Genomic DNA, 17,419 nt, shown 5'->3' with positions numbered 1-17,419 from the left:
GTGACTACTCCTTAAAAATAAAATACTGCTATAGAAACGCTGAGTGCTCCGAAACCTGCCCAACCGACAGCTCTCATTTCATTTGCCGCACTTGGACCTTCCTTGGAAATTCTTTCTCCGATGAACGGAAGTGCGAGCATTGCAGGCAAATGTATCCAGATCATTGCCTTATGGGTGAATATTGTACTAAGTCCAGGCTCTCTTTCCAAACTTTTGGAAGGGGAGAAGAATGCGAGCCCAGCAGTTAGCGCATACAGAGTAAAAGTAGTTCCTGCTAATGCGGAATGCATACTGCCTGAAGATTCCGAATCCCAAGGAGAGGATTTCATGAGCGCGGTGTACAAAAGTAAGTTCTTTTGGGGATCGCTGATCAATAAATAATTTGCATAAGGTTCGTATTCTCTTTTGAGACTGGAGAGAGCTTGTTCTCCTACTATATTCGTAGCGAGCCAGAAACCCCAGGTCAAAAGGCCTAAACCTTGGTGCCAGTCCAAAAGGGAACGACGTAATTCGACACGTTCCTTTTCTTTACGTAAATCTTTTTGTTCAACGGTATTTATGGGAGAAGTTTCCTGGTTATAAAACTTAGGAGAATATCTGGAATAATCAGGAGTTAAAGGGTTAACCTCCGACCATCCGGAAAAATCGTTATAAACATACGGAGAAGATTGTAACACAGTGCTCGTACAGAAAAGAAAAACAACCGAGAAAAATATTCTCTTTTCAAAAGTCATATTCGATTCATAAAACGAATTGAAAAAAAGGAAATCATTATTTAGAGGAACTGACAAAAAGCAATAAGCGACCTGATTTTAGGAACAAACGAAACGGTCTAAAATTCGGATCGTTTATATGAGGATTTTGAGAATGCGGATCTATCTTATCTTTTATTTTGGACTTTTCTCAAAACTTCGGTGACAGCCTGGGTGTAACCGTCATATACCCCCTTGTCGTAATCGGATAAGGACTTATAACTCAGCCCGGAGAACTCTTTTAGAAGTTTGGAAAGTTCTTCTTCGATTATATTTTTGCGAATGTATACTGTTTCGAAATGGTTCGGATGCATAAAGTTTATCCGTAAAATTCTGATCTAAGCCTATGGCCGATTTCTCTCTGGTGGCTTATTAGAAACTTAGGATATTCCATTTTCAACCAATTTATTGCCTCTCTGTATCTAACGTATTCTTTTTCCATCCGTTTGAATTCCGGGCTATGAATTGAATTTTGGCCGTTTTTGATCCGAGTCGGAAGAATATGGTGTAGGATTTCGTGATGGACAACATGTTCTAACACGTAAAGCGGAACCTCTTTATGGTCCAGGATAGGACTGATACGTATATTCATATTCCGTTTTTCGTAACTACCTAATCTTCTTTTTCCGAGTCGATCTGCCCAGCCGATGGAGAGCAGTTTTGCATCCATTTTGGGAAAATAAAAAGAGGAAATTTTTTCCAAAATCGCCTTCAGATTGTATACGGCTCCGACTTCTTTTAATTTTTTGAAATTGCCAGTTCCGGACTCAGGGAGAGAATTTAGGAATTCTGCGACTTCCTCTTTCCATATCTGTTTTGGTTTGAGTCCTAATATTTTCGAAATAAGTAATTGAACAAAGGATAGTATTATTTCTTCCCTCGCTTCCATTAAAGAAGTATGAAATTTGACGGTTAATAGCCCGTTATGATAAGATACCGAATGATTTCCGTTCTTATAGGGATAAAATTTGATTTCTACGGATCGGACCCGGCTTTCCTTGAAACGTTTGGATCTTAACTTTAAAGAATCCCAGACGGAAACTAGAAGTTCTTCCCAGTTCCTTTCAGGAACGAGATCAGGAGCCGAAAAACTCTCTAATTCTTTTTCTTGCATCCGATTCATTTTGGTTCCGAGAGGTTTGGGACGAAGAAGGATTCGGTACTTCTTCTTTTTTGATGATAAAACTTTTATCCAATACTTTTTCAGGCGCTTTGATCTCTTCAATAAACCTGGAAACTCGATTGAAATATTGTGAATTTTTCTGTTGGGAAATTTGAGGGTAGGTGAGCACTAATTTCTTTTTAGCCCTTGTGATACCCACGTAGAACAATCTTCTTTCTTCTTCTAAGTTTTTCTCTCCTCTTCCCGAAGGAAAAGAACCTTCTGAAACATTCAATAGTATCACCGTATCAAATTCTAATCCTTTAGAAGAATGGACAGTAGATAAAACCAGTCTTTCGTCTTCTTCCTCAGGAGAAATTTTATCCAGGCTACGGCTTGGTCCTTCTAAGCTCATATCTACTAAGAATTCGTGTAAGGTCTCATATTTTTGGGAAAGTGTCAAAAATGCATTCAGATCCTCTAATCTTCTTTTGAAATCGTCGTATTTTTTTTCGAGTAGAGGAGAGTAGTAGTCTATATAGTTTCCTAAAAGTTTTCGTAAATCTTTCTCGGGATCGCTGATTAGATGATTCAATTCTTTTAAATGGGATGCTGTTGCACCTTTCGATTCGGATATGATCTTTTCAAGATTTCCTCCGGATCTTTCCAAATCCGTTAGAATGGATCTTGCCTTTGCCGCTCCAATCCCTGGAAGGAGTAACAAAACTCTAAGCCAAGAAACAGAGTCGGTTTTATTTTCCTTAATTTTTAGAAGAGATAGATAGTCCTTCGCATGCGCGCTTTCTACGAATTTTTTTCCGCCGAATTTTAAGAATGGAATATTTCTCCGAGAGAGGACTAATTCCAATTGGTTCGAGTTCCATCCGGATCTAAATAGGACGGCTATGTCTTTTAGTGGGATCCCATCTTCTCTTCTTTCTAAGATCAGATCAGCAATCCCTTCCGCTTCTTCTAATTCGTCAGCGTATCCAACCAGTGTCGGTTTTTGGAAGTCTTCATTCTTGGTGTATAGGTACTTTTCGTATTTTTCCCTAAAATTGGAAAGAACCACATTTGCAAGATTTAGAATGGATGGAGTACTTCTGTAATTTCTTTCTAAGTAGATAGTTTTTGTCTTAGGGAATAGTTTCGGAAAATTGAATATTCCGTTTACATCAGCTCCGCGGAAAGAATACACACTCTGCGCGTCGTCTCCGACCACCAAAATGTTCTCATGGTCCAATGCGAGTAGGCATGCAATATGAGCCTGGATCTGATTCGTATCCTGAAACTCGTCCACCATGATGTATTTGTATTGTTCGCCGATCTTTTTTCGGACAGTTTCATTTTTGTTCAGAAGATCTCTTGTATAAACTAGCAGGTCATCATAATCTAATAGAGATCTTTGTTTTTTGTAATCGGCATATTCTTCGAATATTTTGCGAATTGCGGATTCTTGCTCCAAAAATTTAGGATATTCCGCTTCCAATAATTCTTCTAAGGTTTTTACACGATTGATAATAGAAGAATGAAGTGAGATCAAGGTATCATTCGATGGGAACCTAGACTTCTGTTTTGCATATTCTCCTTCCGTCCTCAAGAGTTGGAATATATCGGAAGTGTCAGATTCATCTAAAACGGAAAACTGAGAGGAGAAACCTAAGACAGGTGCGTATTTTCTGAGAATATGGCTTCCGAAAGAATGAAAAGTGCCGCCATGGACTTTCGCACATCGTTTATCCAAAAGAGAGACCGCTCTGGACAACATTTCTCTGGAAGCTTTTCGGGTGAATGTAAGGAGTAAGATATTTTCGGCAGGGACGCCTGATTCGACTAATTTGGAAAGTCTGTGGACGATTGTTTTTGTTTTTCCCGTTCCGGCGCCGGCGATCACTAAAACCGGGCCGTTTAGGGTCTCGATAGCTTCCTTTTGTTTTTCGTTAAGTGACTCTAAGGACGCCATTATAGAGATCAGTGGTGGTGATGTCCCCCCTCACCGTGAACATGCCCATGGCTCACTTCCTCGTCGGTTGCAGTTCTGATATTTACGATCTGGACATCAAAAATCAGATCCACTCCTGCTAAAGGATGGTTTCCGTCCACGATTACAGACTCTCCCTTGATATCTGTAATAGTATAAACAGTATCCGGTTCGTCGGTTTGGAACATCATTCCAACGCTCAATTCTTCCCCTTCTGGGAATTGGCTTTTAGGTACATCGAAAACTAATTCGGGATTTTTTTGACCGTAAGCCAAATCTGCGGAAACAGAGATTATTTTTTTGTCTCCGGCAATCATATTTTTGATTTCGTCTTCTAGACCGGCGATGATCTGTCCGGTCCCTTCCAGATAAGAAAGAGGGTGGCTTCCTTGAGAAGAATCGATTTCGTTTCCTTCTTTATCTGTTAATTTATAGTGAAAAGTCACTACTCTTGGGTTCATTTATTGCTCCAACCGGCTAAGGCCCTGGACGGGTTAAGAGAGGGAAGTTCCGGCACGTGATTTAAGTTAGTATATTCTTGGAAGATCCTAGGACAATCAGATTTTTGAGACTAATTCAAAAGTCGTAGGAAATTTCGACTCCGAAATTCTCCACGTCCTTAATAAACTGTTCTACTCGATTGGCCAAAAAGAACCAAGAATCTCGATGAACGATATCGTTTAGAAAATTCAGGAACCGATTTGTGTTCCTAAGAGCGAATTCTCTATCTTGGGTGTAATTTAGAAGAACCGTATATGCCAAAGACTTTAGAACTTTATCATTTTCAGCTAATTCGAAATACCCAGGTAGATTAGGCTCGAATAAACTGAGCCTGGTTTTGGCATTCCCTTCGGTTACATATAAATTATAATCTGCTGAATTAGGAACTCTGTCGGCTGAGTATACTTTCATATTGGATAACTCCTCTAGAAACCAGAGGAAAATGTGGTTCCCATTAAGAAACATACCCGCAAAAAGTCAACGGGAAAGAATACTTTTGGCATTTCTAAGTCACAAAACACGCTTTAGTTTAGCGTTGTTTTGAGAATGTTTTAGGAAACCTTCCTCAAATAATCTGTTGGACGGAACATTCTTTGCACGTCCAATCAGCTACCCTCCAGCAAGCTAGCAATACTAAAAGTATAACATCCAATATTACTAGTTGAAAATAATTTTTTGCTAATATACTTTTTAGTTTTGTTCCGTTCCGATTCTTGTAGCGGCCAAATAACCTTCTAACATGGCTCTTTTAGCGTCAATGCCCGAAGCGTCTTTTGCTCCGCCGATCAGATAGGACGGAATAGAACTTCTTTCCTTGCTAAAAGTTTCATATAGAGAAGAATCGCTTGTCTGTCCGGCGCAGAGAATGATAGAATCGCATTCTAAAGTTTTTGCTCCTTCTTTTTTGGTTTCTATCACAAGACCTTTATCCGTTACTTCTTTGTAGGTAAGAGAAGAATGGAAATCCACTCCTTTGGATTGTAACTCTTGCAGAAGCGCCCAAGAAGTTGTGGCACCAAGACCTGCTCCTACTTTTCCATTTCTTCTTAATATAGAAACTTTTCTAGGAACAGTCTCGGGTTGGATCACTGCCTGAGTATAAGAGTTCACATTATATTTTTCGAAATAGGTGGAAATGTCCGGATCCTTTTCTTCCGTTAGTTTATGGGCCACGTCCACACCGATTCCTCCGCCGCCAATGATGGCAACATTGGAACCCGGCTTGAATGTTCCATTCAAGAATTCCACATAACTTGCATGAGGTTTTTTTTCTAAACCAGGAAGATTCGGGTTTCTAGGAAGAACTCCTGTTGCAAAGATCACCGCATCCGGTTTAAGATCGTCTAACATTTTTAGATCCGCTTTTGTGCCGAGACGAATATCCACTTTTAAACGAGGCAGTTCGTTTTTGAAATAACGGATCGTTTCAAAAAATTCGAATTTACCCGGGATGGCGGCAGCCAGATTTAATTGGCCTCCTAACTTCCCGGAAGCTTCTAAAAGAATTACTTCATGTCCGCGTAACGCAGCAACTCTTGCGGATTCCATTCCACCCGGACCGGAACCGACTACTACCACTCTTTGTCTTTTTGCCTGAGGAAGTGATTTCCAGTCCAACTCTCTGTTCGCAGAAGGATTTACCAAACAAGAAACCATTTCCTCTTTAAAAGTATGATCCAGACAGGCCTGGTTACAAGCCACACACGTATTCACTCTTTCTGTTTGGTTTTCTTTGATCTTATTTACGATTTCTGCATCTGCTAAGAATGGTCTTGCCATACTTACTATGTCCGCTTCTCCCGCATTCAATACCTGGATGATCGTCTCAGGCATATTGATCCTGTTGGATGCTATGATCGGAATTCCCGGAACTGCCGTTTTTATTTTTCCCGCGATCTTTGCCCAAGCTCCCCTTGGAACTAATTGAGAGATCGTAGGAATACGTGACTCATGCCAACCGATACCGATATTGAGTGCGTCGGCTCCTGCTTCTTTTAATTCTTTTGCTAGAGTGATTACTTCTTCGAAAGTAGGGTTACCTGGGATCAAATCGATACCCGACATTCTTACTATGACTGGGAAACCGGGCCCTACCTGTTTGCGGACTTCTTTCATGGTTTCGATCGCAAATCTTCTTCGGTTTTCAGGCGATCCGCCGAATTCGTCTGATCTTTTATTCGTGACTTCCGAGAAAAACTGGTTAACTAGATATCCTTCGGAGGCCATAACTTCGACCGCTCTGAAACCTACTTGTTTTGCGCGTAATGCGGAAGATCCAAAATCGTGGATGGTTCTCCAGGCATCTTCCGTAGAAAGTTCTTTAGGTATGAATCGATTGATAGGCGCGCGTAACGCAGATGGGGCCACTAGTTCTCTGTGGTAGGCGTATCTTCCCGCATGGAATAATTGAGCGCAAAAAATTCCCATCGGTCTCAGAACTGAGGCTACTTTTTCAAGTTCTTTGCAGTCTTCTTCCTTTTGAAAATCGAAAAATATATTGGAGCCTTTACCTTCCGCATTCACCGAAATTCCTCCGGTGGTTATCAATCCAACTCCTCCTTCGAATCTTTTCCCATAGAATGCAGCCATTCTATCCGCGGTATGGGGCATTCCTTCCAAACCCAAGTGCATGGATCCCATGATAATACGATTAGGAATAGTTTCGGCTCCGATCTGTATCGGGCGAAAGATTGGGGAAATATCTAAAGAAGACATTCGCAGTCCGCCTTTCTTTTTATTTGAGTAGAACAGTCGTTCTACTGAGAAAGGATTTTAACTGAATTTGGAAAAGGCAACGGTTTTTCTAGAAAATTTTAAAATAGATACCGAACATGATTCGGCAGATATTTTAATTCATAGAAAAACGATTCAGAGCGGAGATATAAGCTTGAGAACAAGCCTCAATAATATCAGTGGAACTTGCTTTTCCTACGACTCTTTCTCCATGTTTTTCTAAAGTGACGGAAGCTTCTGCCAGAGCGTCTTGTCCTTCTGTTACAGGAGAGATCACGAGCTTAATGAGTTCCACATCCGAAATAGTTGCCTTCTGGATTGCTTTAAAAATAGAATCAACAGGTCCGTCTCCGGTTGCAGATTCTTCTTTTAGATTTCCTTCGATGGAAAGTCGGATACTTGCGGTAGGAGTGCTCTTAGTTCCGGTAGTTACATGAAAACTTTCTAATACATATTTATCTTTGGAAGATTTTCTGGATTCGTCCGCGAATAACGCGCGAATATCTTCGTCAAAAATTTCCTTTTTACGATCTGCGATCTCTAAAAATCTTTGGTACGCAGCTTCTAATTCTTCCGGATGAGGGCTGAATCCTAAACGAACGATCCTGTCTTTGAAACCGGCTCTTCCGCTATGCCTTCCTAAAACCATACGATTAGAATGGATGCCCACACTTTCAGGAGTCATGATTTCATAAGTCTCTCTATTTTTCAAAACTCCGTCTTGGTGGATCCCGGATTCATGAGCAAAAGCATTTGCACCTACAATCGCCTTATTAGGTTGTACTACCATTCCGGTGATCGTTTTTACTAGATAAGAAGCCTTTGCGATCTCTTCGGTATTAATTCTAGTTTCTATCCCGAATTTATCCTTACGTGTACGAAGTGCCATGACCACTTCTTCCATTGCAGTGTTGCCGGCTCTTTCTCCGATTCCATTTACGGTACATTCCACCTGTCTTGCACCGTTTTGGATGGCTGCCAAACTATTAGAAGTAGCAAGTCCTAGATCGTTATGGCAATGAGCGGAGAAGATTGCCTTATCACTTCCTTTTACATTTTGGATCAGGAATTTGAATAATTCTCCATATTCGTATGGTGTTGTATATCCTACAGTGTCTGGAATATTGATCGTAGTAGCACCAGCTTCAATTACTGCTTCACAAAGTTCTCGTAGGAACTCTGGCTCGGAACGAGTAGCATCTTCCGGAGAAAATTCCACATCGTCTACATGGTCTCTGCAAATCTTGACTGCTTCCACAGCCATTTTCAAAACCTCGGATGGTTCCTTGCCCAGTTTGAATTTCATGTGAATGGGAGAAGATGCTATGAATGTATGAATTCTTCTTTTTTTAGCAGGGATAATTGCTTTTGCTGCGGCTTCTAGATCCGGACGAACCGCTCTTGCGAGTGCGGCGATGATTGGACCTTCGATCTCTCTGGAAATTCTTTGGACTGCTTGGAATTGGACCGGAGAAGAAACCGGGAAACCTGCTTCGATCACATCCACATTCATTTTGGCGAGTTGGAGTGCGATCTCTATCTTCTCATTCTCGCTCATTGCCGCACCCGGGCATTGTTCTCCGTCACGGAGAGTGGTATCGAAAATCCGAACAAAATCCAAATTTGAGTTCATATGCTTGGAAAACTTCCCTAACTCCAAAATTATAGTCTGAATCGGGCCGTAAACCTAATAAATAAGCGGTTTTGGCTTTCGGAGATTAGACCAAATTATGGACGGGAACACTCTCAGTTTCTTTGGAGCCAGCTTAAAAGCAGAAGACTGTTCTGTTACAGCCAAACTATACTCGGATCTTTTCGGTGGGGAAGTCCAGGTGTCGAACACAGGTCATGCGGAACTTCTATTTTTAGAAAACCAAAGAGTGATCTTTAGCAAAGAAACAGAAGAATGTCCAGTTTCTCCCGGAACCCTAGTCTGGAAGATTGCAAAGGGCCAGGTCGCATCTTTCGAAATGCAACTTATAAGCGCGGGATTTGAGAAGGAATCTGAAGGCGGTAAATATTCTTCTTATCTAGACCCGTTGAAAAACCGGATCTGGTTGTACTGGTATTAAAAACCTCCGCGTCTTTGTGACTCTGCGTGAGATTTAAACTCCTAAAATTGGCACGCAGAAACGCGGAGCCGCAGAGAGGATACGGTTTTGATTTTTAACCTTAATTACTCTGTGCTCTCTTGATCTCTGTGCGAAACCTATTAACCCGGATAGGGTTGGATTTCTTCTTTCCCTTCTTTCAAGGCCGCCTCAGCCATTTTGTGGGCATCTTCTCCCAGATACTTTTCAATCCAGTAGTGAGCTAGATATATGATAGGAGTGATCCCAATTGCTATGAAGATCTTATAGCCGAAATTGGTATAGGAGATCGAGTTCAAAGTTTGGAAATCGTAGGTTCCCCAGTAGGCAACAAAGATTACGACATAAGAGTCCAAAAGTTGCGAGAAGATTGTGGAGCCGGTAGCTCTTAGCCAAAGAAGTTTATTTTTGGTCTTTTTGCGGATCAAATGGAAGACTTGGATATCCACAAGTTGCCCGATCAGGTAAGCCACGATGGAACCTGTGATCACTTGCCCTGTATTAAAGAATACTACCTGAAAGGAGTGATCGTCCACAGGAGAATTTCCTGCCGCTGGAATGGCCATGTCCAATTGAAGAAGAAAGAATGCCAAAACGATCATTACCATTCCGACTAGGGTTAGGTATCTGACACCTCTTCTTCCATAATACTCATTCAAAAGGTCCGTTACGATAAACGTGATGGGGAAGGGAATGACTCCCAAGGTCATGGTCAATGCCTTACTGCCAACCGCAACTTGGAACCATTTAGAGCCAGTCACCTCTGCCATCAAAAGGAAGGTTATGAAGATGGAACCTAAAACGAAAAAAAGTTTGAAAGGTCGGTGGAACTGCATCTGAGGAAAAATCTTGCGAATTCAGTCTCTGTCAATCAAAGAACAGACAATACTTCCACAAACGTTTGACAGACAGACTACCTATAAATCACTGGAAGACAGTCGGTGCTTTATTTTTGGCCCCCGCGATTCGATAAATATATAGAGCTCAAATGAATCCAAACGATGAACCTTACACCCCTGAGGACTTAATCCGCCCAGTCCCTTACCAAGCAAAGAAACAGTCTCTCTGGCAAACAAGCCTAGTGAGCCTGACCTGGTTTTTACTTTCCGGAATTTCTTTTTATTTAGGACTCCAAGCCTTAAAGGCGGATCCTAAACCTGCGTCTGCCCAAGCTGGGACAGAACAGGTAGCATTCCAAAATACTACTCTTAAATCGGACCTTGCTCCTACGGACGGGGCTTGGGAATCTTGGAAGAAATGGTGGAATTCCGATAACTCTTCTTCCGAGTCGGATGGTACTTCCAATTCTGTAAGTAATTCCGAACCGGAGTCTGAAGACGATCCTGCTTTTAGAGCTTCTACTTGGTTCTCAGACTACGAAGCGATGAAACGTACCGTTCATCTATACAACGAGATCCATCCTTTTATCTATGGATTCAAAGGTAGAGAAACAAATAACGGAGATCTTTATTCTCTATGGGGTTCCGCTCAAAAGCATGCTCGTGTTGCGGAGCTTAAATCTCTAAATCCTAGGGTTAAGATCATTCCTACGATCTTCCGCTGGGAAAATAAGAATGAGAAGATCGCAGAAAACATCGGCCTAAACGGACGTAATGATATCAGAGACAAACATATCCAGAACATTCTATATGAAGTAGACACTTACGGTTTCGATGGGATCGATATAGACTACGAAGGTATGAGCTGTGAGAAAAAAGAGAAGTTCGAGGAGTTCATCGTTCTTCTTGCGAAAGAGATCCACAAACGTGGTAAACTTCTTTCCGTTGCTGTTCACCCTAAGACCGCAGCTAAAAAAGCGAGCCTTAAAGCATGTAAGGGTCTGAAAGAAAAGATTAATATGGATTTTGCCGAGAATTGGAGAGGTCCGATGACCCACGATTATGCATTCTTAGCAAAACATGCGGACAGAGTAAAGGTGATGGCTTACGAACTTCATCCTCGCAAGTATAGAAACCCTGGACCTGGACCTCAAGCTCCAAACGTTTGGATCAGGAATATCATCACTTACGCAAAAGAAAGAGTTCCGGCTAAAAAATTGTATATGGCGATCCCGACTTACGGATACGATTGGGCTTTAAATTGTAACGCAAAGATCAAGTCTGTATATTGGTCCGATGCGTTAAAACGCCAACAACTTGGTGTAACCAAACAACCTACAAATATCAGCCAAGTTTTGGCGGATAATAAGAACTCAGGTTCTTGGACAAATCTTTCCAAGTTCAGCTGGGTACACGAAGGTAAAACATACGAAGACCCAAGTATTTGGTACAAATCGGAAGGTTGCGATCGTGTGGCGTTTTTCATGAACAGAAAAGCGTTCGAAGAGAAAATGACTCTATTAAGATCTTATGATATAGGCGGATTCTCTTTCTGGCAGTTATTATCTGATAACGATCCAGGAATCAACGATTATCTCGAATTGCTTGTGACTAACAAACTTCCGCCTGTTCCTAAGGCTAAAAAACAACTCGAAATCCCGAATCCTGACGTAAAACAGGCTCCTCCGGAAGAAGGTCAGGAAGAAGCCAAGAATAAGCAGGATCTTGTCAAAAAATAAGACCACAATCATCACGGAAGATCCTTCTCTCGCAGCTAAAATACTGAAAGAGGGAGGGATCGTTCTATTTCCTACCGAGACCGTTTATGGTCTTGGGGCGGATTCCAGAAATCTCTCTTCTTGTTTAGAAATTTATAAAATTAAAGATCGACCTGCGGATAATCCTCTTATCGTTCATTTGGGAAACCCGGCGCTTATCCCGGATATAGGAGAAGTCCCGGAGAGTGCAAAAATCTTGATCAGACAATGTATGCCTGGTCCTTTGAGCTTAGTTTTAAAAAAGATCGATAAGACGGTTTTTTCCACCGGGCTTTCTACAATAGCTGTAAGGGTTCCTTCTCATCCAAAAGCATTGGAGATGCTTTCCTATTTCGGCGGACCGGTCTCGGCTCCTTCTGCAAATCTTTCCGGCCAACCTTCTATCACAAGATTGGATGATGCGATCTCGGAATTTGACGGGTTAGTCGATCTGATCTTAAAAGGTCCGGAACCTGATATAGGTTTGGAATCTACGGTTGTGGATTTTTCAGTTTCTCCGCCGAAACTACTTCGCCCCGGATATTTTGGATGGCTAGAATTACAAAAATATGTCCCGGATCTAGAAGATTATAGTCGCTTGAAAGAAGGAGAAGCTCCTTCGAGTCCCGGTCAGAAATATAGACATTATGCGCCTAAGGCAAAAGTTATCTTTACGGAGAACCAAACCCCGGACAGAGAGTCGGCGGCGATCGGGATCGGTTTGACTCGCGGTTGGAAATTTGCTTTGGATCTTAGAAACAACTCTGAGTATATGAAAAATTTATATTCTTTCTTTAGAGATTGTGATCGATTGGGGATCTCCAAAATTTACTGCTTTCCGCCTGCAAATGCTTCCGGCAAAGAAGCGTTGCTCAATCGTATTATGAAGGCGCAAGAGATATAGGAGCCGCAGAGAGTTTTGGCAAAAACCCGGCTTACAAATTTCCTCTGCGCTTTAGCGCCTCTGCGTGCCAAATGCAGCTATATGTTCGAAAGTTCCTGTGCGATTTCGGACAGATGTAGGACTTCCAACGGGTTCGGTTTCTTCTCCGTATTCAATTTAGAGAAAAGAGAAAACTTGGAAAACTGCATTCCGGGTTTTAAATCTTGGACTAAATCCTTCCAACTATAGGTTCCTGGCAGATAACGCACATCAATCTTTTTAGATTTAAGCTCCGCTTTCAGATCATGCAATATATCCAGAAAGGAATCGCAGGAATCCAAAAATCCTGATTTGCGGAAAGTTTCTCCAGAAAAAATGCGACCTTCTCCATAACTTTTTTCTAATTCTTGGAAACTGGTTTTTCTAGACTCGATGACCCTGTTATAGAATAGATCCCTGGATCTCAAAACTTCTTTTCTTAAGAATTGTTCCGATTTAGGAGAGAGTTTTCCGTATTCGGAAAGAATATCTCTATGCGGATAAAATCCTATCCTTTCCTTTTGGACCCCGAATTTATCGTACAGTTTTTTTAACTCGAATCTCATCATGACCGCTCCTATGGAGCCTACGATAGAATAAGGCGTTCCATGGATTTTTTGGGTTGCACAAGACAGATAATAACCTCCGGAAGCGGCTACATTCAGTACGTACGTGATGACAGGTTTTTTTTCCGCGAGTTTTTTGATCTCTCTATACAATAGTTCCGAAACAAGTGCGCTTCCTCCAGGAGAGTTCATCTCCAAAACGACTGCGGCGACTTTAGGATCTTCTTTTAAATCCTTAAAAATTTCTTGGTAGTATCTGAATGAAACTTGCCTGGATCTAAAATCTTCTTCTCTTCCTAAGTCCGGAAGAATATTTCCTTGTACCGGAAGAACTGCAACAATCGGGACCGACTTGGAGACAATCGAAAAATTGGATTTTTTATGATATAGTCTGAAACCTTTGGCGCTTAGTTTTTTATATTTAGGCTTATCCGTTTCCTTCTCTTTTTTATAATTTTCGAATAGATAGTTTTCTTCGAAGTCGTCTTCTTCCATAAAATCGGTGATAAATCCGATCTTTTTCAATTTTTCGGAACTGAGTATCGGCTCTTCTAAAACTTTCAGATCTAAATTCGAGGACTTCTTAAATCCTTCCGAAAGTAGATCTTTATAATCGTTCAGCAACGCTTCCAAGTTTTTTCGGGCAGGCGCTGAGAAGGAAGTTCTTTGGAAAGTTTCTCCGAACGATTTGAATGCACCGCTTGCATAAGCTTCTACGCTCACACCGAACTTTTTAGCGGCTCCACCGAAAAAATAAGGCTCAGCGGAAGGAAGTATGGGAAAAAATTCGGATGCGGAAGAGGAGTATCTATATTTGCACTGAGAAAGTAATAATAGCGCCTTGGTCCCGCCGCCTAAACAAAATCCTGAAGTCTCGATTCCTTTTTCGTTCAAGGTTTGGATCGCTTTGCTGATATTCCAAACTTCTCCAAATCCGTATTCCGGATTGGAAATATAGAAAGAAACTTTTTTCAAACCCGGGACTTTAGTTAATGCCTTCAACCCTAATAAAAAATCCACCAAGAACGGATCTTCCTCTTTCGGGACAAGTAGTCTGACGAAGAAAGATTTTTTATCAAAGGAGAATGAAGAAGGAATTTCCAAATAGAAATGATCTCCCTTTCGGATAGTCCAGGACAATATCCTAAATCCTTGGAACAAAATCCGAATCGGTAAAAATAGAAGAGAGAACAGAATTCTAAACATTGGAAATTCCTTTTGGCGACCAAAGTAAAACGGTCATTTATTCCGGAAAACGTAAAATTGCGGAAGGAAAACCGCTTTTCAGCCTGGCTTTCCGGAAATTATCTGAAACCTAAGAGAGGGTTATTCGTTTGGATCATATCCGCATCCGAGGAGCTCGGGAGCATAATCTTAAAAATATCAATGTGGATATTCCACGAGATAAACTCGTGGTGATCACCGGACTTTCAGGTTCGGGCAAATCTTCTCTTGCTTTCGATACCATATATGCGGAAGGACAAAGAAGATACGTGGAAAGTCTCTCCGCATACGCTCGACAATTTTTGGGTCAGATGGAAAAACCGGACCTGGATCTGATCGAAGGACTTTCTCCTGCAATTTCTATAGAGCAGAAGACCACACATCGTAACCCCAGATCCACTGTAGGAACTGTTACGGAGATCTATGATTATCTTCGTCTTCTTTATGCGAGAGTAGGAAAACCGCATTGTCCTATTTGTGGAACTCCAATCCAGTCTCTCTCCATTGACCAGATCACCGAAAGGATACTGAATTTTCCGGAAGGAACTAAGATCCAAATTTTGGCTCCGATAGTTTCCGGTAAAAAGGGAGAACATAAAGATGTTCTGGAAAAGATCAGAAAAGACGGATTTAACAGAATCCGCCTGAACGGTGAGATCAAAACTTTAGACGAGGAGATCGTTCTTAAAAAAAGTTTTAAGGCAACGATTGAGATCGTAGTGGATCGTCTTGTGATCAAAGATGGGATACGTTCTCGTTTGACCGACTCGGTCGAAACCGCTCTCAAACAATCCGAAGGAATCCTACTCTTGGACGATGGGAAGAAAGATCATACATTCTCCCAAAAACTTTCATGTCCGAATCACCCGGAAGAATCTTTACCCGAACTTTCTCCTAGATTGTTTTCATTCAATTCTCCGTTCGGAGCATGTGAGACCTGCGACGGCTTAGGGAGCCTTTTAGAATTCGACGAAGATCTATTAATTACGGATCCGGAACTTTCTCTGGTAGAAGGTTGTATCGAAGCATGGGCAGGGGCCAAGAGTAATAGTTACTGGTTTTTAACCACCGTTCACTCTTTGGCTAAAAAATTGAAATTCGATTATAATATTCCTTGGAAAGATCTTCCTAAAAAGGTAAGGGATACGATCCTTTATGGGGATAAAAATCTTAAAATAGATTACGATTTTAGAAATGAAAAATCTCACTATGAGTTTAGTAGAGAATTTGAAGGTGTGATCCCGAACTTAAAAAGAAGATATAAAGAAGGTTCGGAAGCAAGACGTCAGCAGTTGGAAGGATACATGACCAATCATAATTGTCCTTCCTGCGAAGGAAAACGTCTTAAACCTGTGAGCCTGCATGTGGAAGTAAACGGTCTTACCATAGATAAATTCTCCGCCTTTAGCGTGGAGAAGGGCTTAGAATTCGTAAAATCGATGAAGCCTAAAGGAAGCGAAGAAGTGATCGCAAGACCTATTCTGAAGGAAATCCAACAAAGGCTTACTTTTTTGAATGATGTAGGCGTTGGTTACCTAAGTTTAGAACGTTCTGCCGGAACTCTTTCCGGAGGCGAAGCACAGAGGATCCGACTTGCCACTCAGATAGGATCTAGACTGCAAGGTGTATTATATATTTTAGATGAACCTTCTATCGGTTTGCACCAGAGAGATAATACGAAACTAGTCAATACCCTGAAAGATCTGAGAGATCTTGGGAATACAGTTTTAGTCGTCGAACATGACCAGGAAACCATGGAAGAAGCTGATTGGCTCATAGACATGGGTCCAGGAGCTGGCGTTCATGGAGGAACCATCGTTTGTTCCGGAACTCCGGAAGAAGTTTCCAAAAATAAGAACTCGCTTACTGGTAAGTTTTTGTCCGGAAAAGAATTTATTCCGGTCCCTAAAACTGTCAGACCTGGGAACGGTAAAAAACTCAAGATAGTAAATGCAAAAGAGAATAATCTCAAAAATGTAAGTGTGGAAATTCCATTAGGAAAACTGATCGTAGTGACAGGAGTTTCCGGCTCGGGCAAGTCCACTCTGATAAACGATATCTTATACAATGCGGCGGCTCATAAAGTAATGAAGATGAGAACCGTTTGGGGAAAACACGAAAAGATCACCGGTCTGGAAGAAATAGATAAGATCATCAATATTGATCAGTCTCCGATCGGAAGGACTCCAAGATCCAATCCTGCGACTTATACGGGGCTTTTTACAGTTGTTCGTGATATGTTCGCGCAATTAGAAGAATCCAAACTCAGAGGATATTCTCCGGGGAGATTCAGCTTTAACGTTAGCGGGGGAAGATGTGAGACCTGCGAAGGGGACGGTATCTTAAAAATAGAGATGCACTTCCTTCCTGACGTATATGTGACCTGCGATGTTTGTAAGGGAAAACGTTATAACCAAGAAACATTAGAAGTCCGTTATAAGGGTAAGAATATTTTCGAGATCCTGGAAATGACTGTAGAGGATTCAATTCCTTTTTTCGAGAATATTCCCGCATTAAAAAGAAAACTCGAAACTTTGGACGAAGTGGGCCTAGGTTATATCAAACTAGGACAACCAGCAACAACGTTCTCAGGTGGAGAGGCCCAAAGGATCAAGCTTGCGACCGAATTGTCCAAAAGACCAACGGGAAAAACGTTATATATCCTGGACGAACCTACTACCGGTCTGCATTTCGAGGACGTTAGACATTTAATGACCGTATTGCATACACTTGTGGATCGTGGAAATTCTATGATAGTTATCGAGCATAATCTGGATGTGATCAAACAAGCTGATTGGATCATCGATTTAGGGCCGGAAGGAGGAGATGGAGGCGGAAAGATCATCGCCGAAGGAACTCCTACAGAGGTCGCAAAGGTCAAAGAATCGTTCACAGGACAATATCTGAAAAAAGTTTTAGGAAATTCAGGGAAGAAGGCGGGTTAAATTTTTC

The 17,419-nt window shown here is 41.5% G+C and carries 14 protein-coding genes; 4 read left to right on the top strand and 10 right to left on the bottom strand.

The features are described from left to right. Nucleotides 1-11: 11 nt before the first annotated feature. The 8 genes from LEP1GSC185_RS09075 to LEP1GSC185_RS09040 all read right to left on the bottom strand — a co-directional run bounded on the left by LEP1GSC185_RS09075 (nucleotide 12) and on the right by LEP1GSC185_RS09040 (nucleotide 8,702). Nucleotides 12-677 carry a hypothetical protein gene (locus LEP1GSC185_RS09075; RefSeq protein WP_244264629.1) on the bottom strand — a complete coding sequence of 222 codons (666 nt, stop codon included), beginning with the start codon at nucleotides 675-677 and terminating at the stop codon, nucleotides 12-14. Nucleotides 678-880: 203 nt separating this feature from the next. After that, entirely contained in the window at nucleotides 881-1,066 is a 186-nt protein-coding gene (locus LEP1GSC185_RS09070) for a hypothetical protein (RefSeq protein WP_008590780.1), read from the bottom strand. A gap of 5 nt (nucleotides 1,067-1,071) precedes the next feature. Continuing rightward, nucleotides 1,072-1,875, bottom strand: a complete 804-nt coding sequence (locus LEP1GSC185_RS09065; RefSeq protein ID WP_008589646.1) for a SprT-like domain-containing protein — start codon at nucleotides 1,873-1,875, stop codon at nucleotides 1,072-1,074. Further along, complete coding sequence (locus LEP1GSC185_RS09060; protein ID WP_008591096.1) at nucleotides 1,829-3,817, bottom strand: ATP-dependent helicase; 1,989 nt, start codon at nucleotides 3,815-3,817, stop codon at nucleotides 1,829-1,831. Before LEP1GSC185_RS09060 ends, LEP1GSC185_RS09065 begins: the two co-directional genes overlap by 47 nt. 8 nt (nucleotides 3,818-3,825) lie before the next feature. Next, nucleotides 3,826-4,296, bottom strand: a complete 471-nt coding sequence (locus tag LEP1GSC185_RS09055; protein WP_008591261.1) for an FKBP-type peptidyl-prolyl cis-trans isomerase — start codon at nucleotides 4,294-4,296, stop codon at nucleotides 3,826-3,828. 115 nt (nucleotides 4,297-4,411) lie between these two features. Beyond that, nucleotides 4,412-4,747, bottom strand: coding sequence for an LIC14007 family protein (locus tag LEP1GSC185_RS09050; RefSeq protein WP_008589998.1), 336 nt, complete (start codon nucleotides 4,745-4,747; stop codon nucleotides 4,412-4,414). 279 nt (nucleotides 4,748-5,026) lie between these two features. Further along, nucleotides 5,027-7,051, bottom strand: a complete 2,025-nt coding sequence (locus LEP1GSC185_RS09045; RefSeq protein ID WP_008589973.1) for an oxidoreductase — start codon at nucleotides 7,049-7,051, stop codon at nucleotides 5,027-5,029. Between the two features lie 133 nt (nucleotides 7,052-7,184). Continuing rightward, entirely contained in the window at nucleotides 7,185-8,702 is a 1,518-nt protein-coding gene (locus LEP1GSC185_RS09040; RefSeq protein WP_008590856.1) for a 2-isopropylmalate synthase, read from the bottom strand. Nucleotides 8,703-8,799: 97 nt separating this feature from the next. Here LEP1GSC185_RS09040 and LEP1GSC185_RS09035 point away from each other — a divergent pair, with 97 nt between their 5' ends. After that, the gene (locus LEP1GSC185_RS09035; RefSeq protein WP_008589730.1) at nucleotides 8,800-9,141 is read left to right on the top strand and encodes a hypothetical protein; all 342 of its coding nucleotides are present in this window, start codon (nucleotides 8,800-8,802) and stop codon (nucleotides 9,139-9,141) included. 140 nt (nucleotides 9,142-9,281) lie between these two features. On the opposite strand, the gene LEP1GSC185_RS09030 is transcribed toward LEP1GSC185_RS09035, so the two are convergent. Further along, nucleotides 9,282-9,995 (bottom strand): queuosine precursor transporter, encoded by a 714-nt coding sequence (locus LEP1GSC185_RS09030; RefSeq protein ID WP_008590428.1) that lies wholly within the window; start codon nucleotides 9,993-9,995, stop codon nucleotides 9,282-9,284. A gap of 152 nt (nucleotides 9,996-10,147) precedes the next feature. Between LEP1GSC185_RS09030 and LEP1GSC185_RS09025 the strand changes: the two genes are divergently transcribed. Beyond that, entirely contained in the window at nucleotides 10,148-11,737 is a 1,590-nt protein-coding gene (locus LEP1GSC185_RS09025; RefSeq protein WP_008591775.1) for a glycosyl hydrolase family 18 protein, read from the top strand. Then, complete coding sequence (locus tag LEP1GSC185_RS09020; RefSeq protein ID WP_008590070.1) at nucleotides 11,724-12,659, top strand: L-threonylcarbamoyladenylate synthase; 936 nt, start codon at nucleotides 11,724-11,726, stop codon at nucleotides 12,657-12,659. Before LEP1GSC185_RS09025 ends, LEP1GSC185_RS09020 begins: the two co-directional genes overlap by 14 nt. A gap of 77 nt (nucleotides 12,660-12,736) precedes the next feature. On the opposite strand, the gene LEP1GSC185_RS09015 is transcribed toward LEP1GSC185_RS09020, so the two are convergent. Further along, nucleotides 12,737-14,449, bottom strand: coding sequence for a S49 family peptidase (locus tag LEP1GSC185_RS09015; RefSeq protein WP_008591539.1), 1,713 nt, complete (start codon nucleotides 14,447-14,449; stop codon nucleotides 12,737-12,739). 128 nt (nucleotides 14,450-14,577) lie between these two features. On the opposite strand from LEP1GSC185_RS09015, the gene uvrA reads away from it, so the two are divergent. Next, nucleotides 14,578-17,412 carry an excinuclease ABC subunit UvrA gene (uvrA, locus tag LEP1GSC185_RS09010; RefSeq protein WP_008591167.1) on the top strand — a complete coding sequence of 945 codons (2,835 nt, stop codon included), beginning with the start codon at nucleotides 14,578-14,580 and terminating at the stop codon, nucleotides 17,410-17,412. The last annotated feature ends 7 nt before the right edge of the window (nucleotides 17,413-17,419 follow it).

The sequence above is a fragment of the Leptospira licerasiae serovar Varillal str. VAR 010 genome (genome assembly GCF_000244755.1).
Taxonomy (GTDB): domain Bacteria; phylum Spirochaetota; class Leptospiria; order Leptospirales; family Leptospiraceae; genus Leptospira_B; species Leptospira_B licerasiae.
The sequence above is the reverse complement of the archived record's forward strand: the minus strand, read 5'-3'. Positions and strand labels throughout refer to the sequence as shown.